This is a genomic window from Oligosphaera ethanolica, from assembly GCF_030814695.1.
GTDB classification, from domain to species: domain Bacteria; phylum Verrucomicrobiota; class Lentisphaeria; order Oligosphaerales; family Oligosphaeraceae; genus Oligosphaera; species Oligosphaera ethanolica.
Genome location: NZ_JAUSVL010000001.1, coordinates 2,276,776 through 2,298,293 on the forward strand (window position 1 = coordinate 2,276,776; position 21,518 = coordinate 2,298,293).

At 59.7% G+C, this 21,518-nt stretch carries 18 protein-coding genes and 1 pseudogene; 6 read left to right on the top strand and 13 right to left on the bottom strand.

From position 1 onward, the window contains the following. Positions 1–10: 10 nt before the first annotated feature. The 13 genes and pseudogenes from J3R75_RS07685 to J3R75_RS07745 all read right to left on the bottom strand — a co-directional run bounded on the left by J3R75_RS07685 (position 11) and on the right by J3R75_RS07745 (position 15,423). Positions 11–208, bottom strand: coding sequence for a helix-turn-helix domain-containing protein (locus J3R75_RS07685; RefSeq protein WP_307260912.1), 198 nt, complete (start codon positions 206–208; stop codon positions 11–13). A gap of 704 nt (positions 209–912) precedes the next feature. Then, the gene (locus tag J3R75_RS07690; protein WP_307260913.1) at positions 913–2,331 is read right to left on the bottom strand and encodes a PDDEXK nuclease domain-containing protein; all 1,419 of its coding nucleotides are present in this window, start codon (positions 2,329–2,331) and stop codon (positions 913–915) included. Between the two features lie 374 nt (positions 2,332–2,705). Next, the gene (locus J3R75_RS07695; RefSeq protein ID WP_307260914.1) at positions 2,706–3,029 is read right to left on the bottom strand and encodes a hypothetical protein; all 324 of its coding nucleotides are present in this window, start codon (positions 3,027–3,029) and stop codon (positions 2,706–2,708) included. 84 nt (positions 3,030–3,113) lie between these two features. Next, complete coding sequence (locus tag J3R75_RS07700; protein ID WP_307260916.1) at positions 3,114–6,347, bottom strand: type I restriction endonuclease subunit R; 3,234 nt, start codon at positions 6,345–6,347, stop codon at positions 3,114–3,116. A gap of 2 nt (positions 6,348–6,349) precedes the next feature. After that, the gene (locus J3R75_RS07705) at positions 6,350–7,054 is read right to left on the bottom strand and encodes a DUF4276 family protein (RefSeq protein ID WP_307260917.1); all 705 of its coding nucleotides are present in this window, start codon (positions 7,052–7,054) and stop codon (positions 6,350–6,352) included. Further along, positions 6,990–8,219 carry an AAA family ATPase gene (locus J3R75_RS07710; RefSeq protein ID WP_307260918.1) on the bottom strand — a complete coding sequence of 410 codons (1,230 nt, stop codon included), beginning with the start codon at positions 8,217–8,219 and terminating at the stop codon, positions 6,990–6,992. Before J3R75_RS07710 ends, J3R75_RS07705 begins: the two co-directional genes overlap by 65 nt. Before the next feature lie 242 nt (positions 8,220–8,461). After that, the gene (locus J3R75_RS07715) at positions 8,462–9,820 is read right to left on the bottom strand and encodes a restriction endonuclease subunit S (RefSeq protein WP_307260920.1); all 1,359 of its coding nucleotides are present in this window, start codon (positions 9,818–9,820) and stop codon (positions 8,462–8,464) included. A gap of 32 nt (positions 9,821–9,852) precedes the next feature. Then, positions 9,853–10,773, bottom strand: a complete 921-nt coding sequence (locus tag J3R75_RS07720) for an ORF6N domain-containing protein (protein WP_307260921.1) — start codon at positions 10,771–10,773, stop codon at positions 9,853–9,855. A gap of 528 nt (positions 10,774–11,301) precedes the next feature. Then, positions 11,302–11,538: pseudogene (locus tag J3R75_RS07725) on the bottom strand (ORF6N domain-containing protein); the annotation flags it as partial. Then, entirely contained in the window at positions 11,522–13,063 is a 1,542-nt protein-coding gene (locus J3R75_RS07730; protein ID WP_307260924.1) for a DUF8451 domain-containing protein, read from the bottom strand. The gene J3R75_RS07730 and the pseudogene J3R75_RS07725, both read right to left, overlap by 17 nt. Positions 13,064–13,110: 47 nt before the next feature. Then, positions 13,111–14,736, bottom strand: coding sequence for a type I restriction-modification system subunit M (locus tag J3R75_RS07735; protein WP_307260925.1), 1,626 nt, complete (start codon positions 14,734–14,736; stop codon positions 13,111–13,113). A gap of 83 nt (positions 14,737–14,819) precedes the next feature. Beyond that, entirely contained in the window at positions 14,820–15,017 is a 198-nt protein-coding gene (locus tag J3R75_RS07740; protein ID WP_307260926.1) for a helix-turn-helix domain-containing protein, read from the bottom strand. A 232-nt stretch (positions 15,018–15,249) separates the two neighbouring features. Next, a complete protein-coding gene (locus tag J3R75_RS07745) occupies positions 15,250–15,423 on the bottom strand; it encodes a hypothetical protein (RefSeq protein WP_307260927.1) in 174 nt (57 codons plus the stop codon). Between the two features lie 546 nt (positions 15,424–15,969). Between J3R75_RS07745 and J3R75_RS07750 the strand changes: the two genes are divergently transcribed. From J3R75_RS07750 to tnpC, 6 genes are all read left to right on the top strand, one after another. Next, positions 15,970–16,557, top strand: coding sequence for a type IV toxin-antitoxin system AbiEi family antitoxin domain-containing protein (locus J3R75_RS07750; protein WP_307260928.1), 588 nt, complete (start codon positions 15,970–15,972; stop codon positions 16,555–16,557). Continuing rightward, complete coding sequence (locus tag J3R75_RS07755) at positions 16,557–17,423, top strand: nucleotidyl transferase AbiEii/AbiGii toxin family protein (RefSeq protein WP_307260929.1); 867 nt, start codon at positions 16,557–16,559, stop codon at positions 17,421–17,423. Before J3R75_RS07750 ends, J3R75_RS07755 begins: the two co-directional genes overlap by 1 nt. A 124-nt stretch (positions 17,424–17,547) precedes the next feature. Next, positions 17,548–17,886 carry an IS66 family insertion sequence element accessory protein TnpA gene (gene tnpA, locus J3R75_RS07760; RefSeq protein WP_307260930.1) on the top strand — a complete coding sequence of 113 codons (339 nt, stop codon included), beginning with the start codon at positions 17,548–17,550 and terminating at the stop codon, positions 17,884–17,886. Next, complete coding sequence (tnpB, locus tag J3R75_RS07765; protein WP_307260931.1) at positions 17,886–18,248, top strand: IS66 family insertion sequence element accessory protein TnpB; 363 nt, start codon at positions 17,886–17,888, stop codon at positions 18,246–18,248. Before tnpA ends, tnpB begins: the two co-directional genes overlap by 1 nt. A gap of 56 nt (positions 18,249–18,304) precedes the next feature. Further along, positions 18,305–19,651, top strand: coding sequence for an IS4 family transposase (locus tag J3R75_RS07770; RefSeq protein ID WP_307260932.1), 1,347 nt, complete (start codon positions 18,305–18,307; stop codon positions 19,649–19,651). A 196-nt stretch (positions 19,652–19,847) separates the two neighbouring features. Next, positions 19,848–21,512, top strand: a complete 1,665-nt coding sequence (gene tnpC, locus J3R75_RS07775) for an IS66 family transposase (RefSeq protein WP_307260933.1) — start codon at positions 19,848–19,850, stop codon at positions 21,510–21,512. Positions 21,513–21,518: the final 6 nt, after the last annotated feature.

Genomic DNA, 21,518 nt, shown 5'->3' on the forward strand with positions numbered 1-21,518 from the left:
GCTTCGATATTCATTCCGACTGCGAATCTTCGCCTGCTTTGCCCTGCCGTATCCACTCGTCGATCTCCGTGGCCTTGAACTTCCAAAGCTTACCGAGCTTGTGGGCAGGCATATGCTTCCGCTCTATCCACTTGTAGATCGTGTCCCGGTTGACGCCCAAGTGGGCGGCAATCTCCTCGACCGAGAGCCACCGTTCCTGTTCTTGCATGGTTGGCATCTCCGATTCTGCCGCAATAATAGTCGACTCAGTACAAATGCTCGTGAATATAGCATTCGCGTCCATGTATGCCAGTGTAAACCCGCCAGAATCCGACAGGATCCAACAAGACGGCAGGAGTTGAGCTTGCAGGATCGGCGCAGGCGAGAGAGTCGGAGAGAGGTATCAGCGGTGGGCGTTCACGGGTTGGGGGCGGAGGCCGGAACGCGGGTGTAAAGTGACGCGGCGGGAAGCGCCGGTTCGGCGGGCCGGTTGGCGGCGGTGCTTTCGAGATCGATTCCGTTTTCGCGGCGGCGATGGCCATCGCCCAATAAGCTCTGGCCGGGCGCTGGTGCGGCTAAGTGCGGAGCCATTCTTTTAGCCCTGCATTCTTGCGGGGCTTTTTTTGTTTGTGCGCCGATGACCAGGATGAGTCATCGGCGGAATGGGTGACGGCAATGACGATGCGCGGGACAGGGGCGGCTTCGCCGTAGCCCACCCGGTCCACGCGGTCTCACTTCTGCCTCAAAAAGGACTGTAGTGCCTTTTTGAGGCGAGCTTTGCCCCCGAATGCGAAAGTTGGGCTAAGTCATCCAACGCTGCGGACGCTCTTCCGAGCCAAGCTCATGACCGTTTTTCCTTGTTTCCAGTCTCAAGTATCAAGAACGATACAACAAGAATCACATTGCGCATCGACAAAGCCCACGATTACGACATTATCCTTTGCCCTTGGCACGTATCCTTTGTGCCCCATCCGCTTTAAGGATTGCGACATATTCGTCCCGCACATCAAGAGCGAGTGTCTTGCCGGCGGCGAGGGCGGCGAGGTGCTCAGGAGAGAGCGGGATTGTGCCGCCATCCCGCCGGGAACCGAAGGGGGTCTCGGCGCCGCTGGTCGCGAACGGCGCGTTCACGATCCGCACGCGATCCGTGCCGTAGGCGGCAGGCGCTTCGCGAGCTTCTCCGTCGGATTGGCCCCGTCTGGAGCGTGCTGCGGTTTGCTCGACCGCCGCGCTCAGCTCGGCTTCGATCTCCGCGATGGTGGGGAGGCTGCTCTTGAGATCGGCGGGGAGGGTCTCGGTGAGTTGTTTTGTCCAGTCGGCCACGCCGATGGGGCGTTTGCAACCACTCAGGGCGTATTCCGCGATGATCCGATCTTTGCCCGCACACAACAGCAGACCGATGGTCGGCTGGTCGGCGGGATGCCGCAAGAGATCGTCCACCGCGCTCATGTACATGTTCAACTTGCCGACGAACTCCGGCTCGAACGGCACGGCCTTCAGCTCCACCACCACGTAGCAGCGAAGCTTGAGATGGTAGAAAAGCAGATCGAGGTAGTAGTCTTTGCTGGCGAACTCCAGATGCACCTGTCGCCCGACAAAAGCGAAACCGGCCCCAAGCTCGAGCAAGAACTTCTGCACATGGTCCACAAGAGCCTGTTCGACCTCGCGCTCGCGGCGAGGATCGGCGGTGCCGATGAAGTCGAACAGATATGGGTCCTTGAAGATTTGTGCGGCCAAGTCTGAATCGGCTGGCGGTAGCGTCAGGGCAAAATTGTTGACGGCCTTGCCCTGACGGAGATGAGCTTGAGACTCGATCTGGAGATCAAGGATGCTGCGCGACCACCCGTTAGCGATCGTCTGCTGGGCATACCACAGACGGGTGGGCGCATTGTTAAGCTTCTCCAGAAGGGCGATGTTCTGCCACCAGGGCAATTGTGCAAGGGCCCCTTGCACAATTGCCTGATCAGGCCACGCATCGGCGAATTTTCGCATGTATTTGAGGTTCCGCGGGGACAGCCCCTGCATGTCCGGGAACTCGTTGCGCAGGTCGGTGGAGAGCCGATCAATCACCCTCGTGCCCCAGCCTTCATCCGCTTGACGGGCCAGAATAACTCGCCCGATCTCCCAGTACATCAACACCATGGCTGCGTTGGCAGCCATGGCCACGCGGACGCGTTCGCTGCGTATGCGGTCCTTGATTTCGTTCAGCGTGGCGATGTAGTCCGACGGCGTGCCCGCATGCGACGGTGGTGCGGGAAACGAGGCGGTACCGCGTGTGCGGCCCCGGCTACGACGGGACGGCACCCCTTCACCATCAACCGAGGCGGGCGAGAGTTTCTGCTTACTTGCCATAGCCAAGACCCTCCAAGTTGCCCAAATCAACTCAACAAGCATTAAGGTAGCACCGACTGCCCGGCGCGTCCCTCCCGCGTGTTTCATTACCGTAATCGGTCAGACATTGATAATGGATTCCAGACATGCCGCCGATGTCAATCCCAGGTAAGCAAGTGAGTTCCATTGCCCCTTTGGCCCCAGTCAGCTTCGCCGACTGGGGCCAAAGGGGCCGAGGAACACGAACATTGTCGCCGTTGTACCCAGGGCGGCGCTCCGCCTTCGGCGTCGCTTGCCCTGGGCTACGATGACACGCGCCCCTCCAGGGCGCGTGCCGCTTCGCGGCCAGGGAAACGGGCGCGTTTGACTCAGCATGAAGCTCTATGGCTCAATTATCAATGGCTCCTATGAAACCCGCTGCCGCAAAGGTCGGCGGAAATCAAGGTCGAATGGCTGGGCGGCGACTGGCCGTGGGTTTCCTGCAAATTGTCCCCGGTGTTTTCCCCACCGGGGTGGTTACTCCTATGAAACACGCTGCCGCAAAGGTCGGCGGAAATCAAGGTCGAATGGCTGGGCGGCGACTGGCCGTGGGTTTCCTGCAAATTGTCCCCGGTGTTTTCCCCACCGGGGTGGTTACTCCTATGAAACACGCTGCCGCAAAGGTCGGCGGAAATCAAGGTCGAATGGCTGGGCGGCGACTGGCCGTGGGTTTCCTGCAAATTGTCCCCGGTGTTTTCCCCACCGGGGTGGTTACTGACCGATTACACATCACCGGCATCCCCTGTGCCCTTCAGTCGGCAGCGTCACAGCGTCCACTCCCGGCAAAGTGCTTCCGTCTGTTCAAGCACCAGTTCGGTGGCGCGCTGTGCCATGTCGGGTGGGTAGCCGTACTTGCGCAGGACGCGCTTCACCAGCACCCGAATCTGCGCGCGGGCGTTCTCCCGCATCTGCCAGTCGATGCTGACGCTTTCGCGAACGCGGTTCACCAACTCCTGGGCAAGCAGGCAGAGCGATTCGTCGCCCATGACCTCGCGGGCGCTGCCGTTGTCCGCCAGGGCATCATAGAAGGCCATCTCGTCGTCATTCAGGCCGAGCTTCTCGCCGCGCCCCTGCGCCTCGCGGATCTTCCTTGCCAAGTCGATCAGCTCCTGGATGACCTCGGCCGCCTCGATGGCCCGGTTCTGGTACTTGCGCACGGCCAGCTCGAGCATCTCGGCGAAGGAACGGGCCTGGACGACGTTCTTGCGCGAGCGACCCTTGATCTCGTCATTGATGAGCTTCTTCAGGAGTTCCAGGGCGAGGTTCCTCTGGGGCAGGTGCTTGACCTCCTCGAGGAATTCGTCGGACAAAATCGAGATGTCCGGGCGGTCCATGCCCGCCGCCGCAAAGATGTCCACGACTTCGGTGGACGCGACCGCCTTTGACACGAGCTGCCTGACGGCGGCCTCGACTTCGTACTGGCTCCTGCCGGTCTCGTCGCCCGTGGCCTTGATCAGCGCGGCACGCACCTCCTGGAAGAACGCGATGTCGTCGCGTAGGGCCAGCGCCCGCTCGTCGGGCACGACCAGAGCAAAGGCCTTCGACAGATTGGCGACGGCGGGAAGGTAACGCTTCTTGCCGCCTGCCTGCCGCGTCGTACCACTTTGCGGCGCAGGCAGGTCCTCCAGGGAGAGAATGAACTCCATGGCCTGCGCGATTCCGGCGATGCGGCCCGAGGCCGGGCCGGTGACGACCGCCCGGTAGTCGAAATTATGGAACATTTGCTGCACAATCTCGAACTTCTCGAGGAACACCGCCATGGCCTGCTCGCGGTCGATGGCAGCGCTGCCCTTGCCACCGCTGGCCGTGTAGTTGGCCAGCGCCCGTTTGAGCGAGTCCGCCAGGCCGAGGTAGTCCACGACCAAGCCGCCCGGCTTGTCGCGGAACACCCGGTTGACGCGGGCAATGGCCTGCATCAGGTTGTGCCCGCTCATCGGCTTGTCCAGGTACATGGTGTGCATCGACGGGCAGTCAAAGCCGGTCAGCCACATGTCCCGCACGATGACGATCTGCAGGCCGTCGCCGGGATTCTTGAAGCGCCTGGCCAGATCCTCGCGGGCGTTCTTTGTGCGGATATGCGGCTGCCACGACGGATTGTCGGAGGCGCTGCCGCTCATCACGATCTTGACCCTGCCGCAGGCGTCATCGGGGCTGTGCCAGGCGGGGCGCAGCGCCACGATGGCGTTGTACATGTCCACGCAAATGCGGCGGCTCATGCACACCACCATCGCCTTGCCGTCCAGCACCTCCAGGCGCTTCTCGAAGTGGGCGACGAGGTCGCGGGCCACCAGTCCGACGCGCCGTTCCGTGCCGACCATTGCTTCCAGCGCGGCCCACTTGCTCCGTAGGCGCTGCTTCTGGGTCTCTTCCTCGCCTTCGGTGATCTCCTCGAACTCGGGGTCGATCTTCGGCCTCTCCGATTCCTCAAGCTCCAGCTTTGCCAGGCGGGATTCGTAGTAGATCGGCACCGTCGCGCCATCCTCAACGGCGCGCAGAATGTCATATTTGTCGATATAGTCGCCGAACACCGCCGGGGTGCTGCGATCGTCGGTCTCGACCGGGGTGCCGGTGAAGCCGATGAAGGAAGCGTGCGGCAGCGCCTCATGCAGCTTCCGGGCGAACCCGTCGATGAAACCATACTGCGAACGGTGCGCTTCATCGGCGATGACCACGACGTTCTCGCGGGTCGTCAGGGTGTCGTCGCCCGCGAATTTCTGGATGGTGGTGAAGATGACGCCGCCCGAGGCGACCTTCAGCAGGTCTTTGAGATGCGCCCGGCTGGCCGCCTGAACTGGCGTCTGGCGCAGCAGCTCGCGACAGTTGGCAAACGTGGTGAAGAGCTGCTCGTCCAGGTCGTTCCGGTCGGTGATCACCACCAGGGTCGGATTGCCCATGTCCGGGTGCCGGATCACTTTTCCGGCGTAGAACGTCATGGAGAGACTCTTCCCGCTGCCCTGGGTGTGCCAGATCACGCCGATGCGGTGGCCGCCGAAATGCGTGGTGCCCTTGCCGTACCTGCCCGCCCCCTCGCCAATCGCCAGCTCGCCATTGGGATCGAAGGCCGGGAAACGCCCGATGAGGCGCATGTCGTCGGTGTCGATGCCGCATGCGGAGAACGTGCAGGACAGGGCCCGGTTGACCGCCCAGTATTGGTGATAGGCGGCCGCCTTCTTGATCACCTTCGCGCCGTCATCCTCGAACACCACGAAGTTCAGCACGTAGTCGAGAAAGCGCCTCGGCTCGAAGACGCCCCGGATCAGCGTTTCCAGTTCCGGGGTGCCCTTGGGCACCACACCGGTGCCGTCCACGGTCCGCCACGGCATGAAACGATCCCAACCGCTACTCAGGGTTCCGAGCCTGGCCTGCAGGCCGTCAGAGATGACCAGCACTTCATTGGCGGTAAACAGCGACGGAATGTCCGCCTTGTAGGTCTGCAACTGGTTGAAGGCATGCCGGATCGTGGCGTTCTCGCTGCCCGGATTCTTGAGTTCCAGCACCCCCAGTGGCAACCCGTTCACGAACACCACCACGTCCGCGCGCCGGTTCTTTTTGCCTGACACGGCGGAGCCTTGCGAAGACGGTTCCTCGATGACCGTGTATTGGTTCAAGGCCAGAAACTCGTTGTTCGCCACGTCATCCAGGTCGAAGAGCCAGACTTTCACATGCTGCGTGCCGCCATACTCCTCGGGCGCGGCCACCTCCACGTCCACGCCGTCGGTCAGCAGGCGGTGAAGCGCCCGGTTGTTCATCATTAGATCGGGCGACGGCGGGTTCAGAATCCGCCGCATGGCCTCGTCGATACCCTCGGCGGACACGCCGGGATTGATGCGTTCGAGCGCCTGGCGCAGGCGCCCGACCAGAATGGTCTGCCGGTAGTCTTCGCGCTCGGGGCTGCACCCATCCGGGGCCAAGTCCGGCCCGTGCAAGGTCCGGTAGCCCAGCTCGGCAAACCAGGACAGCGTCGTTTCTTCGAGAATGTTCTCGGTGATGGCGGGCATTGTCAACATGCTCCATGCAAAGAAGCCTCGGCGATGTCGTGCAAGCAGCGACAGAAAGTCTGAAAGCTGTGTGATGTATTGCGTGAGGGTTCCCAGTGCACTGCAATGGCCCGGGCAGCTTCAATTTTGCGCAGTCCCGAGTGAAAATATCCGGCGCGCTGCAATATCCGTTCAAGAGCTTCCCAAGTGCCTCCGGCTATGGCGTCCGGATCACGATACCGTGCCCGCAGGGGAATACTTGCCGTAACGCGTGGATAAGCGGCGCAGACGGCGGACCAGTCCCCAAAATACCAGGCTTCAAGCTCCTCGATGGCCAGACGGCTGGCCACTTGCCAGTTCTTGGCCAGTGACGTGGACTTGTTGCGCATGCCGGAAGTGGCGACCATGTTGTCCAGTTTATGCTTCAATTCCAGGCAATCATCATCGTCACGGTCGATGACGACGATGATTCGCCAGTCATCGGGCAACCAAGCCGCATAGCCACGCAGGCGTTGCGGCAGGTACGTCAACAGACCGTTCTTGCCCTGATAGCAGTGAATGGTGAAGGTGATCTTGCCCAGGAGTCGCGGCAATAGTTCGTTGAGAGCGGCTTCCATGGATGGTTCTTCAACCAGAAATTCGATGTGTGAGACCATCTTCTCTTCATCTCCTGTCAGCTGGCGCGCCAGAGTTGACCAAAGGGTCGCCGAGTCCCAGATGTCCCTCAAGCCAAAGATGGCCCATCGAGGCCCCTGCCTTGATGAATTCGGCAATTCCCCGGATGTCGGCGGCTCGAGTGACTTGGCTGAAGCCCCGTTCATCACGATAGATGACGCGAACTTCCTCCGGGCGCATTCCGTTGATGAAGAATGGCGAGTGGGTGGTAACCAGCAGTTGTGAGCTCTCGGCGGCGGCACGGCACTCCTCGGCCAGGCCGGGCAGGAGGCGCGGGTGCAGGAAATTCTCCGGTTCCTCAATGCCGATGAAGCGGGGTGGCTGCGGGGCCATCAGCAGAACCAGATAGGACAGCATTTTCATGGTGCCGTCGGAGGCAAAGCGGGAGAGTACCGGCTGCTCGAAAGGAGCATCCTTGATCTGCAGCAGAAGGCGGCCGTCAGGCATGGCATCGGCAGTCACCTTTTCCAAACGGGGAATGCGTCGGCGCAACGCCTCGTAAATTTGTTCCAAGCGATCACCGTGCTGTTCGTACAGATACTGAATGACATTGGGCAGATTGTCTCCGGTCTTGCTCAAGCGTTCCTGCGGACCGGCTTCTGGTTGCCCGCGAGTGTCTTCTATCGACAGGTAAGAAACGTGCCAGTCCGCGATGAACTCGCGCAAAGCGGCCACCCGGGGATGCTCGGCAAACTGCCCCAGCGTGTTTACGGCAATCAGATCGGGCGAGCGCAAAGGGATTTCAACCCGGTGGTCGTCGCTGTCGGGCATTTCGCCACTGATGGCGCGCCCTTTTCCCTGCGCATAATCAAGAAAGCGAAAGGGCTTGCCATACTGACCACGCCGCCATTGCAGCCACTCCTCGGCGACATAGGGGCCGCGCGGGCCTTCATCAATGGCTAGATGATAGGTGATGACCGGGTCGTGGGACTTTTCCCGATACGCGATTTCGATCACAATCGGTCCGTCTTGCCCGCGGGTCTTGAGTTCTTTGGCGCGGCCACGCCGGTCCCAGGCGTGCCGCAAGCCAAACTGGAAACATTCGGCCAGAAAATTGAATACATCAAAAATCGTCGATTTGCCGCACCCATTCGGACCGAGCAAGGCCATGAATGGCGTGATATTCGACAATTTCACATCCTGCAACGCCCGGAAATTCCTCACCCGCAGCGATTCGATGCGCGCGGGATGCTCTTTTTTCATTTTGCTATGGCTCATGCTTGGCCTCCTGCAATGACGCCCTGTCGAGCTTCGTCCACTTTTCTGTTAAGATAACTCCAACGACCTGACTGAAACACCCCCGCTGCAAGTTCGCGCCGAAACCGACGCGGTTCGTCAGCAAAGCGGTTCTGACCATGACTTTTGCCCCGGGGTTGGTGGCTTCCCTTGAAGAAGGCAGTTCAGGACGTAGGCCATGCGAATGCCCCGGGCCCGCCTTCTTGTTAATGCGTATGAATCCGTCATCGATCTGCCTCCGCTGTCAGCGTGGCCGCGACGGGAACCGTCACCTCGCCAGACAGTAGCCACGGGAGAAGCGTGTCGCGGAGTTTCGTCAGTGCTTGCGCCTGCAACAGGACGCTGATTGCCTTCTCCATGGCCGGACCCAACTGTCGGTCGGCTGCGCCCAGGACGTCGCCACTTGGGACGACAACCTTGGCAGCAGTCAGATGGTCGCGCTTGATGTGGCCCATGGTTGTGGCCTTGTCTGCTGCGATCTGGATGAAATCCTGAAGGTGATGATCCGTCCACAGGTAGATGAACCACTTCGGGAAGGCATCGGACGTCACTTTGAACAGGTGCTGGTTGAGAACGCCGGGGCCTTCCGTCCAGGGCCGCACCAAGAGGCTACCTGACCATGAGAAGAGGATGTCCCCGTCTTCAACCAGGTACTTTTTCGGCACGGAGGCGGTCGCCCTGTCCGTTTGTTCGCTGATCCCGCTCCGCAGCTCGCGAATCTTGATGACTGGCAGGCCGTGTTCGCCGTCCTGCACCGGGTACTTCTGGCAGGCCAACCCATTCATGTAGTCGGCGACTTGGTCGAGAGCACGAATACTCCACCCCTTGGGAATCCAGCCCATGGCGTCTGTGTGGGTGAATTCGGCGGGGAAGAGGGCGCGGAGGTCGTCGGGGAGGGGCTTGGCGTGTTCTTCGGCGGCCTGCTGGCGGAGGGCGGCGCGGTCGGCGAGTTCGTCGGGGATGGGCTTTCCGGCGGCCAGGGCGTTGTCGATCACCGGGTCGAAGTCGATGAACCAGCTCTTGAACAGGGCGCGGACGATGCCCTCAAGGGTGCGGTTCAGCCGCCGGTTGCACTCAATCTTGTCGTCCAGCGTCCCGAGCACGTGCGCGATGGCGCGCTGCTCGGGAAGGGGTGGTAATGAAATCGGATAGTCACGGAGAACCTTAGCATTGGCACCAGCTTGTGCTGATCCGGTCTTTGAAGCATTTACATAGGTCCACCAGTATTGGGAGCGCATGGTGAACCAAACAAACCGTGCATCTGCCTTGCATGGGTCGATTTTAAACCGAATCAGGTAGGATGCAAACACTGCATCCTCGGTGCTATCGAAGAGGTAGTTCTCTCCCGTACTATTGCCGGTACGGGCAACGACTATGTCACCTTGGTGAAGCCGGTATTTTTCGTGTTGTTCAGGAGTTATTTGACAATATGGCACGGTGTGCCAGTCGACAACACCATTCTGAATGTCAGTAATCCGCAGAAAACGAGGTCCCACACGATCTATAGACGCGCTTTCTGTATAGCCGTAAGTGACATCGCATGAGATGTCACCAAGAGTTACCATTCTCCACTCATTGGCCATGGTTATGTGTCTCCGCGTTGCATCGTTTCCCATTACGCATGGCATTTTTTCAGGATGGCCGCTACCCGTTCCATGACGGACAAGGCGCCGGCATCCATTTTTGCGAAGGCGAACCATTTCTTGCCGAGGTCCTTGAGGGAAGCGCCGAGATGGTAGACGACGTTCCCGTCGAGGATCAGAAAGCGGTCATGGCTGTCGGCGAATTCACGGATGGCGACGGGCGGGTATTGGGCGTTATGTTTTTCCAGGTCAAGGGCCAGCGTTTTGCTGATGCTCCGGGTAAGGACAATGACACTGACGCCTGTCTGGCGCTTGGCGAGCAGCGTCAGCACGCTATCATCCACATAATTGTCAATGAGAACAATCGACTTTTGCGCCTGTCGCAGGAGGTCGCTGACGAAACGATAGGCATCGAAGACCTGGCCATCGAAAAAGACGCCCTGTTCGGGCTGCTGGCGCTTGGCGTCGAGGGCGGCAAAGACCTGCTCGAAGCGGGCGTCGGTTACCATCTCATGCCCAATCTGGCGCTTTTCCAGGGTGTCCAGGCGTTGCAGCAGAGGCTCGTGAGCGACCAGAAAGCGTCGCATGGCGACAAAGGCATTGATGATGCTGATGCTAATCTCAATGGCGGTGCGGCTGCGAAGCACCGCCGAAAGCATGGCCACGCCCTGTTCGGTGAAAACGTACGGGAGAGTTGACGAATGTTTAAGGCTTTTGAACCGGTCACAACTTGTGACCAGTTCGTTTTTTTCATTTTCAGTAAGCTGGAAACGAAATTCAGCGGGAAAGCGTGACAGGTTTCTCTTGGCGGCCTGGTTGATGGCTTTTGTTTCGACGCCAAAGAGGACGGCAAGATCATGGTCAATCATGATCTGAACATCACGGACAGTATATATCTGTCGGCGTATATTTTCTTCCTGCGGAGTGATGACGGCAATATTTCTGTTCACCACAGTTGCTACCCTCCTTTCTGACCTGTCGTTTGTTGTTCCTCTTCCGTCTCAAGCCACGCTCTTATCATGACTACCCCTTGTTCGGTAATGGCAAAGGGCATCGCTCCGCCGAATACTTTTTTGGTAATGTGCGAAATCTTGTGATAGAAAGAGATACTTGACATGCGCCGTAGGCGCTTAACTATGCTTAACCCCAGGCTTTAGCCTGGGGAAAATGCTCTCCAGTCAATCGTGCCCCGTAGGGGCACTACTGGATGCCTGACAAACACAATCTAAACACGATTACAGACCATTTTCAACCAAGACTTCGGGGCTGTAGTGCCTCTACGAGGCACTGTTCGATAGGACACCTTCCCCAGGCTGAAGCCTGGGGTTAAGCATGGTCGTGCCCCTACGGGGCAAATTCATGAATAACCACCTGATAAGGAGTCTATTGTCAAAAAGCCTTTCGCAAAAGAAGAGATTAGGTCACATTGGCGCAAATACATGTGTTCATCACAAGATTTCGCACATTACCACTTTATTGGATGGTATCACAGATTGTGACACCAGCATGTCGATCTCGGATTCCTCCAGCACGAACAAGAAATCTTCGGGGAAACGCCTGCGGTTTCTTTTTACGGCCTGCTTAAGTGCTCTGGTCTCGATCTGGTACAAATCGGCCAAATGGCGATCCAGCATTACCTCCACGCCGCGCACCTTGTAAATGAGGGCGCGAAGCTGTTCCTCCCGCAAAACGACAGCTGTATCATTCCTGTTTGCCATGGCCGGTGCCCTCCCTGTCGGTCAGACGCTTGCCGGTGGCGGTGAGGCGGTATTTCTGGAGTCGGCTGTTCGGCTTGTCGGGGATGGTGTATTCGATCATCCCGTTGGACAGAAGGCGCCTTACGGTTCTGTTCAAGGCACCAGTCACGGTGTTCAGTCCGAGCCGGGCGGCGATCTCGGATTTCGTCAATGGCTGTCCTTGCAGAAGCAGCAGGACTCTTGTCGCCCCTGACTCTGCCCCTGACTCTGCCCCTGACTCTGCCCCTGACTCTGCCCCTGACTCTGCCCCGACTTGTGCGGTGACTGGGTCGGTGACTTCCGGGGCGACGGGTTCCGCGCGTTCGCCGAATTCAGGCACCTTGACCGTTATTCTGAACACATCGCCTTCGACCAGCTCGGGGTCCGCGCCACCGTAGGCCCGGCTGTACTTCATCATCTTGCGCATGCCGGAACCGAGTTCGTCGGCACGCCCGATCTGGCGAAAGAACTTGGCAATCACGGGGTTCTTGGGGAACGGAGTGAAGGTCTCAGGGTCGAGCCGTCCGAATCCATGGGGGCGGCTGCTGTTCTCGGTGCGGACCTGGCCGTATTCGATGATCAGCTTGGCGGGAAAGGCGTTGGTGTACTCGCGGTGAATCAGGAGGTTTGAGGCGACCTCGCGAAAGATGGCGTCGCGGATGCTGATGCTGGTCGTGCCTTCCAGGTAGAACGGGTCTGGCAGGTGCTTGTGGACGAAGGCCATGATGCGGTCATAGCTCTCGACCAGGTTTACATCGACGAAGTCCCGGTCGTCGTAACGGTCGAGATTCACCTTGCGCAGGATCAGGTCGGTGCGGTGATGCGGAACCGTATTCAGCAGCGGAAGCTGCCGTCCCAGGAGTAGAATTCCCGCCAGGGTGATGCCGCTGGTGCCGGTTTCCGAATTGGTCTGGTAAAGTTGGGCGCTCTTGAGCAATTCGAGATCGTCCATGTCTTTCCACGGGTGATCTTCCCAGCGAAGCCTGGCGATTTTGCGGCACTTGGCGATCAAGTCGCGGTCGAGATCGTCCAATCCCAAGTGCGGGAAGACCCGGTTTTCGCTGTATGTGGCCTGTTTGCGCTGGTAGAGTTGGGCAACGAGCACGGTATTGTCGGTGATGTCCAGGTCGCCGTCTTCGTTTCGGTCATAGATGCGGCCGTTGCAGCGATGCACCTGCGAACTTTCCGGGACGTAGACGTGCAGCAGCGATTTGCCGTCCATCTCGACCTCAACGACGGAGAGGTAGGCGGGCGGATGCAGCTTCTGCGGGTTATTGACGGCGGTGACGAAGTCCTTCCTGATTTGGGCCATCGCGTCCGGTTCGATACCGCCGACCTGGCCCGAGTCCTCTACGCCCAGCAGGATCGTCCCGCCATGGCGATTAAGGAAGGCGCAGACAGATTCGTACACATCCCGGCTGAGCTGGCTGCGGCAGGTCTTGAATTCAGTGGAGAGTCCTTCTCCTTGACTGACCAAATCTCTGATTTTATCCTCGGAGGGGCTCATGGTGGCTCCATGTGGAATTTGTCATTGGTGGCGGCACCAATTTATTATTACTGGCCATAGCCCAAGGCCTCCATGTTGGCGCGGATCGCGTTGTCCAACTGGCTGGACTCGGTCATCTGCTCGTAGAGGGCCGCCGTGAGTTCGGCCATCTTCTCCTCGAAGGGGACGCCGTCGTCCTCGACCGCCTCGGTGCCGACGTAGCGGCCAGGCGTCAGCACGTAGCCGTGCTCCTTGATCTCCTTGAGCGTGGCCGTGCCGCAGAAGCCCGGCTGGTCCTCGTAGGTTCCGTAGGCGTCGCCCTCGGAACGCCAGGCGTGGTAGGTGCGGGTGATCAGGGCGATGTCCTCGTCGGACAGCTCGCGATGGGTCCGGTCCATGAGCGTGCCCATCTTCCTGGCATCGATGAAGAGAGTTTCGCCGGAACGGGCACGATAGCCCTTGGCCCGGTTGGCGGTCTTCTGCCGGGTGAGGAACCAGAGACACACGGGAATCGGGGTCGTGTAGAAGAGCTGCCCGGGCAGCGCGATCATGCAGTCCACCAGGTCGGCCTCAATGATGGCCTGGCGGATGTCACCCTCGCCGGAGGTGTTCGAGGACATCGAGCCGTTGGCCAGCACAAAGCCGGCGGTGCCGTCCGGGGCCAGGTGGTAGAGGAAGTGCTGAATCCAGGCATAGTTGGCGTTGCCGCCGTCCACGGTGATGACCGAGCCGTCCTTCTGCTTGCGCTCACCGCCTTTGGGGGGCGTGCCATACTTCCAGCGGACGTCGTCGGCCACCTTCGAATGGCCCCAGTCCTCCATGTTGAACGGGGGATTGGCAAGGATGAAGTCGGCGCGCAGGTCCTTCTGCTTGTCGTCGAGGAAGCTGTCGCCCCACTCGATGTGTGCGTCGATGCCCCGGATGGCCAGGTTCATGAGCGCCAGCCGCCAGGTGGTGTAGTTGGACTCCTGGCCGAAGATCGAGATCCGGCGCTGGGTCTGCGCCTTGCTCTTGCCGCCTGCCTGTCCGTTGGAGGAGGCGTGTTCGGTGACGAACTTGGCGGCCGAGACGAACATACCGCCCGAACCGCAGCAGGGGTCGTAGACGCGCCCCTTGAAGGGCTCCAGCATCTCGACCAGCAGCCGCACCACGCACTGGGGCGTGTAGAACTCGCCGCCGCCCTTGCCCTCCTTCTCGGCGAACCGGGCCAGGAAGTACTCGTAGACGCGGCCGAGAATATCCTTCTTGCGGCTTTCGGCATCGCCCAAGCCGATGGTGGCGATCAGGTCGATCAGCTCCCCGAGCCGGGTCTTGTCCAGCGCCGGTCGGGCATAGTCCTTGGGCAGGACGCCCTTGAGCTGGACGTTGTCGCGCTCGATGGCCTTCATCGCATCGTCCACAAGCTGGCCGATGCTGGCCTGCTTGGCGCTCTTCTGCAGGTAGGGCCACCGCGCCTCCGGGGGCACCCAGAAGACGTTCTCGGCCAGGTACTCGTCGCGGTCCTCGGCCTCGGCGTAGTCGTCGGCGGCCAGCCGGTCGTGCATCTCCATGAACGCATCGGAGATGTACTTGAGGAAGATCAGCCCCAGCACGACGTGCTTGTACTCCGCCGCGTCCATGGTGCCGCGCAGTTTGTCCGCTGCGGCCCACAGCTTGTCCTCAAAGCCGAGATTGGCTCCTGTCCCGTTTGCCATGTGCTGTCTTTCCTCTTTATACAAAACGGCATGCCGCAAGGCAGCCCGCCGCCATTGTCAGTTTTCCTCGAAGCTGCGTTGGATCAGGCTCTTGACCGTGTGTTCTCCGGGTGCTGCTTCAGCCACTCGTCGATGGCGTCCTTGTGGAAGCGCCAGCGCTTGCCGAGCTTCTGCCCCGGCAGGCGGCCCTCTTGAACCAACTTGTACAATGTCGACCGCGAGATCTTCAGGTACTCGGCCAGCTCGCCGATTGACATCACCTCGTCGGGTTCTCTTTTCATGATCGGTAACCTCCGGTTCGGAATTCCCGAGCAGACTCAAAGTGTGCGGATAATGTCAGTTGTTATCAGATGTTGTCAAACTAGAATGCCCGACGTTTGCCACAATACTGCCGAAGAAGTCTCCCGCTCTTCTCTTGGCGAGGCCTGCGGCATTCCCCTCATGGCCGAGAGCGACGGCGGTCGGGCCGCCGCTCGGCCGAGAGAGCCGGGGAGAGGCAACGGAGCCGGGCGATCACGGGTTGGGGTCGGAGACCGGAACGCGGGTGTTAAGCGACGCGGCGGGCAGCGCCAGATCGGCAGGCCGGTTGGCGGGATTGCTTTCGAAGGCGATTGCGTTTTCGCGGCGGCGATAGCCAGCGCCCAATAAGCTCTGGCCGGGCGACGGCTCGGTTAAGTGCGGAGCCATTTTTTTTCGGCCCCGAATCACCAGGGCTTTGTCGTTTACGGCCAGCCCCCCGGCTGGCCGTTTGCCTTCATGGCCGCAAATCCCGCTCAGCCAAAGGGATTTGCAACACGCGCGCCGCCCTCTCTCGTTCCCCGGCGCGCTCTATCCTCCCGCCGTCCCTGCCGCCGTTCGGGCCAGAGACCTTCGAGATACGGCCAAAACTCTCTGGTGCTCTCGCGCTCTATAGAGACGAAAACTCTACGCACCCGCGCGCGGCCCGTTTTCGACCCGTTTCCGGGATGCCCCGACGGCTCCACCCCCGGATTACAGAGCGGTCCGGTGGCGGTCGCGCCGCGATGCGCTTGGCGTAGAGTAAGCCAGCACGCTCTACAGGTGCTGTTATCGTCACTCAGTGAGCACATTGCGCTGTTAATCGATCCGCCTCCTGGTGCGTTAAACAGGACTCCCGATGTGTCAGGCTGGGAAAAAAGCCGTCAGCTCCGCCATTGACAAATCCGAACCACTTATTATTATATGGACACGAAACGTCAATACGGAGCCACTGGCATGCAGACCGAGAAGATCATTGACCTGGCGCGAAAACGCGGCGTCATCCGTGCCGCCGACGTCGAAGATGCTGGGGCCAGTCGTACGCTGCTTCCCTATCTTGCGGACAAGGGGGAACTGCGGCGCGTCAGCCGCGGAGCCTATGCGCTGGCCGACTACCAGCCGGAACATGAGACTCTTCTCGCGGCGGCGGCAGGCGTGCCGCATGGCGTCATCTGTCTGCTCTCCGCCCTCCAGTTCCATGAGATCACCACCCAGATGCCCATGGAGACCTGGATCGCGATCAAGCGCGGCACTCACATGCCGACCTGCAAGGGGATCAACCTCCAGGTAATGAAGCTTACCGGACCTGCCTTCTCTGAGGGAATCGAGGAACATGACGCCGATGGCATCCGCATTCGTGTCTACTCGCCCGCCAAGACGGTCGTCGACTGCTTCAAGTTCCGCAACCGCATCGGGCTGGACGTGGCTCGCGAGGCGCTGCGCGACGCCCTGGCGCAAAGGAAGGCCACCCGCGACGAAATCTGGCGACTCGCCAAGTACTGCCGGATGTCCCACGTCATGCGTCCCTACCTGGAGATGGCCTGATGAGCAAGGAAGACACCAGCAAGTCGGTTCACCAGCGGCTGCTGAACATCCGCGACACCACCGGCGAGCAGTTCAATCACTTGCTGATGCGCTACGGCCTGGAGCGTCTGCTGTACAGAATCCAGGCGGCCGGTCACGCCGAGACCTTCGTGCTGAAAGGTGCGATGCTCTTTGCCCTGTGGCACGATGTCCCCGGTCGCCCCACCCGGGACATTGACCTCCTGGGCTTCGGCGATCTCACCCACGACCGGCTGCGCGCCATCTTCGCCGATGCCTGCGCAGTCGAGGTGCAGGACGACGGACTGCGTTTCGATGCAGACTCCATCCAGACCGACGACATTCGTGACGACCAGGAGTACCATGGTGTCCGCGTTCGGTTGCTCGGGTTTCTTGGCCGTGCCCGTCTGGCCATTCAGATCGACGTGGGGTTCGGCGATGCCCTGACACCGGAGCCGCAACAGATCGACTACCCGGCGATCCTGGATTTTCCCGCGCCTCGCCTGCGCGCCTACCATCCGGCGACGGTTGTGGCAGAGAAGCTCAACGCCACGGTGGTTCTCGGCGCTCTCAACAGCAGGATGAAGGACTTCTACGACATGCACGTCATCCTCACGCACATGGGCATCGACGACGATCTCCTGCGCGCCGCCATTCGAGGAACCTTCGAACGGCGCAACGTCCCGCTGCCGGAGGAGTTGCCTGTCGCCTTCACGCCAGAATTCATCGAGGACGGCATCAAGGAAACCCAATGGCGGGCATTCCTACGCCGCAGCGGGCTTGAATCGTTCGGCCTCGATTTGGTCACCGTACTGGCCGACCTCAAGAAGCGCCTCTGGCCGCTGCTGTCGGCAGCCAAGCACCGCTGACAGGCGACGGTTCCATGAGCGCATACGCGATCTATACCGTAAGCGCTCGCCCAGCCCATTAAGCAGGAAATTCTGATGCGTTTAGGTTAATTGGCAGTCCTGAAACCAACCAAGGAGACTGCCAATGACCGACCGTGAAATTGCCTGGCGTGACGCCTTGTCCGCCCATTCGTCGTCCGGAATGCCTTTGAGTTGCTACTGTCGCGACAAGGGGCTCAACTATCATCAGGCGGTGTACTGGCGCCGCCGCCTGGCCACGATTGACGGCGCCGCCGGCTTGTCCGTCCCGGATGCGCCCGCCCCGACTTTTTCGCTCGTAGAGCTATCCGAGCCGCCGCGGCAGGTCGCGGACAGCGGCGTGGCCATTGAGTGCGGACGCTGCCGGATCAGCCTGAAGGCCGGCTTTGATCCGTCGGTGCTATCCCGGGCGCTGGCCGTCCTGTCGGGTCTGGAGGCGGACTGATGTTGTCCCTGCCGCCATCCGCACGCATCTATATTTGCCACCAGGCCGTGGACATGCGCAAGTCGTTTGACGGCCTGGCGGCGACCTCCAGCCAGCTGCTCGCCCAAAGTCCGGCTTCCGGGCATTTCTTCGTCTTTCTCAACGCCCGGCGCACGCTGATCAAAATCCTCAACTGGGACGGCGACGGCTACACCATCTGGAGCAAGCGCCTTGAGCAGGGACAATTCAACCTGCCCAAAGCCGTCGGCGACCGCCTGCTGCTTGATCTGCGTGACCTTCACGCCATGCTTGATGGCGTGAAACCGGGCGCGTACTACAAAAGATTTTCACAGCCGTCCCATAACTTGATGGTGGCTTCGTAAAAAAAAGGATTCACGGCATCTTAATGGTAGCCTAGTAAGCAACCATAGGAGGTACCATGAATCCACTAAAAAGTACTGTGTCAGTCCTCGCGCAGATTGCAAGCTGGATACCTGACCGGATTATCGACAACCTCGCCAAAAAGTACAAAATCCAGACACGGGCCTTCAGCGCCACCAGCCATGTAATGGCTATGCTTTACGCGCATCTGGCGCATTCATTAAGTCTGAACGACATCTGTGACAGCCTCCACAACCATGCCGGCCCCCTTGCTCAGATACGCAACTGCACGCCTCCGAGCAGGAACGGTCTCTCTCACGCCAACAAGACCCGCAATGCGGATATGGCCGAAGAACTGTTCTGGAAGGTATATGAGTCACTGTCAACCCGTTACCCCGAGTTCCTGACCTCCAGCCGCAATTATCCCGGTTTGCCCTACCGCTTCCGGACAAGAACCATTCGCGCCGTTGATTCAACCACCATCAAACTGACGGCATTTAATATGGGCTGGGCCCAGCACCGACGCCAGAAAGCGGCCGCCAAGATGCACACGGCGCTGAACATGCGCTCGTTCCTGCCGAACTTCGTCCTCGTCAAAAGTGCAAAGGATTCTGACCCGAAAAGCGCCTGGGAACTGTGCGCCGACATGAAGGCCGGAGAGGTCGTGGTATTCGACAAGGCCTATGTTGATTTTAAGCATCTTAAGGTCCTTGACACGCGCGGCGTCTCCTGGGTGACGCGGGCCAAGGAAAACATGCTCTATGAAGTTATGGGACAGCATGCGACTGGGAAACCGGAGGCGTCTGATCCCGTCAAACATGCGTCCGCCTCCTCAGAACCCGAGACAGATACGGCTGAAGTTATGGGACAGCAAGCGCCCGGCAAGCGCCGCTATGTCCGCAAGAAATGCAAGGTGTTGTCAGATGAGCGCATCAGGCTGATAGGGGTGCAGACCAAGGACAATTACCCCGATGACCTGCGGCTGGTCACGGCAGAGGTCGAGGTGAAGGGGAAGATGGTGGTGATGACGTTTATTACCAACAACTTCGAGTGGTCGCCGTTTTCCGTGTGCCAGCTCTATCAATGCCGTTGGGGTGTGGAGGTGTTTTTCAAGGAAATCAAACAGACGCTGCAGCTGGCCGATTTCCTTGGATATAACGAAAATGCCGTCCGCTGGCAAGTCTGGACAGCGCTGCTTGCCTATCTCCTGCTACGGTTCGTCGCTTGGTACAACAAGTGGAAGCGCCAGTTCAGTCGGCTCTTTACCTTGTTGCGTGCCGTGCTCTGGAATTACTTCAGTTTGCCCAGTATCATCGAGTGCTGCGACACGAAGCGGGAGCGGCGCCATATTATCCGGGGAAGTCCGGAAAAAGCATATCAGCTGTATTTTGAAGGGATGGTATAGTCTCCTGGCTAAACTTTTCCACACACAAAGAAGGTGTCTTGAAAAATCAGGCGGCCTCGTGCTCGCATGTGCCCAAAAAACAGGTAATTTCAGTGACTATGGGACGGCTGTGAAAGATTTTCAAAAAAAATGTGATTTCGCCATTTTTTTTTGCGTGCCTGCTTGCATGTATTTGTTTTTAATGTAAGTTATTGGTATGCAGAATGATACGTTTCATTTTAGCAACTTTTTCGGCGGCAACGCCGCGCGACTTGCCGCCGAGAACGACCGCCTGCGTGAACAGCTTCTGCAGGCCACCGCCGAGAACGTCCAGCTGGGTGAAACGCTGCAACAAATCCAGCAGCTTGCCACCGCCGAGACCGGCGAGTTACGCGACGCGCTGAAAAAATCCCTCCAGCGCCTGGCCGAAATGGAACTGCAGTTGGCCTGGCTGAACAAACGGCTCTTCGGCAGAAGTTCCGAGCGCGTGGTCGACGAGAAGACCCCGCTGCTGCCGGGCCTGGTTGTGCCGGAAACGACCCCCAAACCGGAACCGGTCAAGGTCCAGGTTCAGGGCCATGATCGCTCGCAAAAGGCCGCCGACAAGGATACCAAGAGCGTTCCTTTTGCCGATCACCTCGAGCGCAAGGACCTCATTCTTGATATCCCCGAAGCCGACAAACTCGGGAAGGAGTTCATCGGCTTTGACGTCTCTGAAATGCTCATGCACCGTTCCGCTTTCTACGTCCTGGTCATCAAGCGCGCCAAATATGTGGTGCCGGGCGAGCCGGAGCTGGGCGTCGTGATGGCGCCGCCGCTGCCGAACGTCCTGTCCGAAGACTCCGACCGCGGCCATTTCGACATCAGCGTGCCCGTTCACGTCCTCCACGAGAAATTCGTTAACCACATGCCCTTCTACCGCCAGAGCGAAGACCTCAAACGCGAGGGCATCACTCTGAGCCGCGGCACCATGTGCGACTGGGCGGACAAGATCGCCTTCCTGGTTCAACCCATCATGGACCGCCTGACCGACCTGCTGCTGAAAAGCGACGTCATTCACGCCGATGAAACTTCCGCGCGAATGCTGGCGAAAGGAAAATGTCAGAAGTGTTACCTCTGGGTGCGCAAGACCGGCGTCGGCCCGCCGATCACCCTCTTTCATTTTTCGCCCGGGCGAGGTCAGGGCGAAGCGCAAAAAATCCTCGGAAATTACGCCGGTATATTCATCAGTGATGCCTATACGGGCTACGACAAGCTGCCCGGAACCCGCGCCGCCTGCTGGGCGCACGTGCGCCGCAAGTTCTACGAGGTGCCTGAACTGGACAACGAGCAGCGCCTGACGGCCCTGAAGCTGATCCGGATCATGTACGACAACGAGGCGCGGGCCGCTGACGAGGTCAAGGACGCCGAGGCCGCGCGGGCCGGCGGCGAGCTCAACATCGTCGTCCCATCCCTGACCGAGACGCGCGGGAAGCAGCGGGCCAATTCGGCGGAGCTGGTCGAGCAGTTCTTCGCGCTGTGCGACGCAATCGTCCGCCGGCGTCTGCCACCGACCTCCATGCTCGTCCGGGCCGCCGTCTACGCGCTCAAGCAACGCCAGGAGCTCTCCGTGTTCCTGAGTGACCCACGCGTGAACATCGACAACAATCCGGCCGAGAACGCCATCCGCCCATGGGCACTCGGACGCAAAAATTGGCTCTTTGTTGGCAACGAACGCGGCGGCGAGAAATCCGCCATCATCGCCAGCCTCGTGGCCACCTGCAAAGACAACAAAGTCGACTTCAAGGCCTGGCTCGAGGACGTCCTCACCCGCCTCGGCACCACCCGGCATGACGACATTGACTCCTTGCTGCCACACAACTGGACTCCCGCACGCAACTGACACCAC

Excerpts from the sequence above, each read along its gene's own strand:
- J3R75_RS07685 (WP_307260912.1), bottom strand. The coding sequence starts at position 208 with ATGCAAGAACAGGAACGGTGGCTCTCGGTCGAGGAGATTGCCGCCCAC.
- J3R75_RS07690 (WP_307260913.1), bottom strand. The coding sequence starts at position 2,331 with ATGGCAAGTAAGCAGAAACTCTCGCCCGCCTCGGTTGATGGTGAAGGG.
- J3R75_RS07700 (WP_307260916.1), bottom strand. The coding sequence starts at position 6,347 with ATGCCCGCCATCACCGAGAACATTCTCGAAGAAACGACGCTGTCCTGG.
- J3R75_RS07710 (WP_307260918.1), bottom strand. The coding sequence starts at position 8,219 with ATGAGCCATAGCAAAATGAAAAAAGAGCATCCCGCGCGCATCGAATCG.
- J3R75_RS07715 (WP_307260920.1), bottom strand. The coding sequence starts at position 9,820 with ATGGCCAATGAGTGGAGAATGGTAACTCTTGGTGACATCTCATGCGAT.
- J3R75_RS07730 (WP_307260924.1), bottom strand. The coding sequence starts at position 13,063 with ATGAGCCCCTCCGAGGATAAAATCAGAGATTTGGTCAGTCAAGGAGAA.
- J3R75_RS07735 (WP_307260925.1), bottom strand. The coding sequence starts at position 14,736 with ATGGCAAACGGGACAGGAGCCAATCTCGGCTTTGAGGACAAGCTGTGG.
- J3R75_RS07740 (WP_307260926.1), bottom strand. The coding sequence starts at position 15,017 with ATGAAAAGAGAACCCGACGAGGTGATGTCAATCGGCGAGCTGGCCGAG.
- J3R75_RS07745 (WP_307260927.1), bottom strand. The coding sequence starts at position 15,423 with ATGGCTCCGCACTTAACCGAGCCGTCGCCCGGCCAGAGCTTATTGGGC.
- J3R75_RS07750 (WP_307260928.1), top strand. The coding sequence starts at position 15,970 with ATGCAGACCGAGAAGATCATTGACCTGGCGCGAAAACGCGGCGTCATC.
- J3R75_RS07755 (WP_307260929.1), top strand. The coding sequence starts at position 16,557 with ATGAGCAAGGAAGACACCAGCAAGTCGGTTCACCAGCGGCTGCTGAAC.
- tnpA (WP_307260930.1), top strand. The coding sequence starts at position 17,548 with ATGACCGACCGTGAAATTGCCTGGCGTGACGCCTTGTCCGCCCATTCG.
- tnpB (WP_307260931.1), top strand. The coding sequence starts at position 17,886 with ATGTTGTCCCTGCCGCCATCCGCACGCATCTATATTTGCCACCAGGCC.
- J3R75_RS07770 (WP_307260932.1), top strand. The coding sequence starts at position 18,305 with ATGAATCCACTAAAAAGTACTGTGTCAGTCCTCGCGCAGATTGCAAGC.
- tnpC (WP_307260933.1), top strand. The coding sequence starts at position 19,848 with ATGCAGAATGATACGTTTCATTTTAGCAACTTTTTCGGCGGCAACGCC.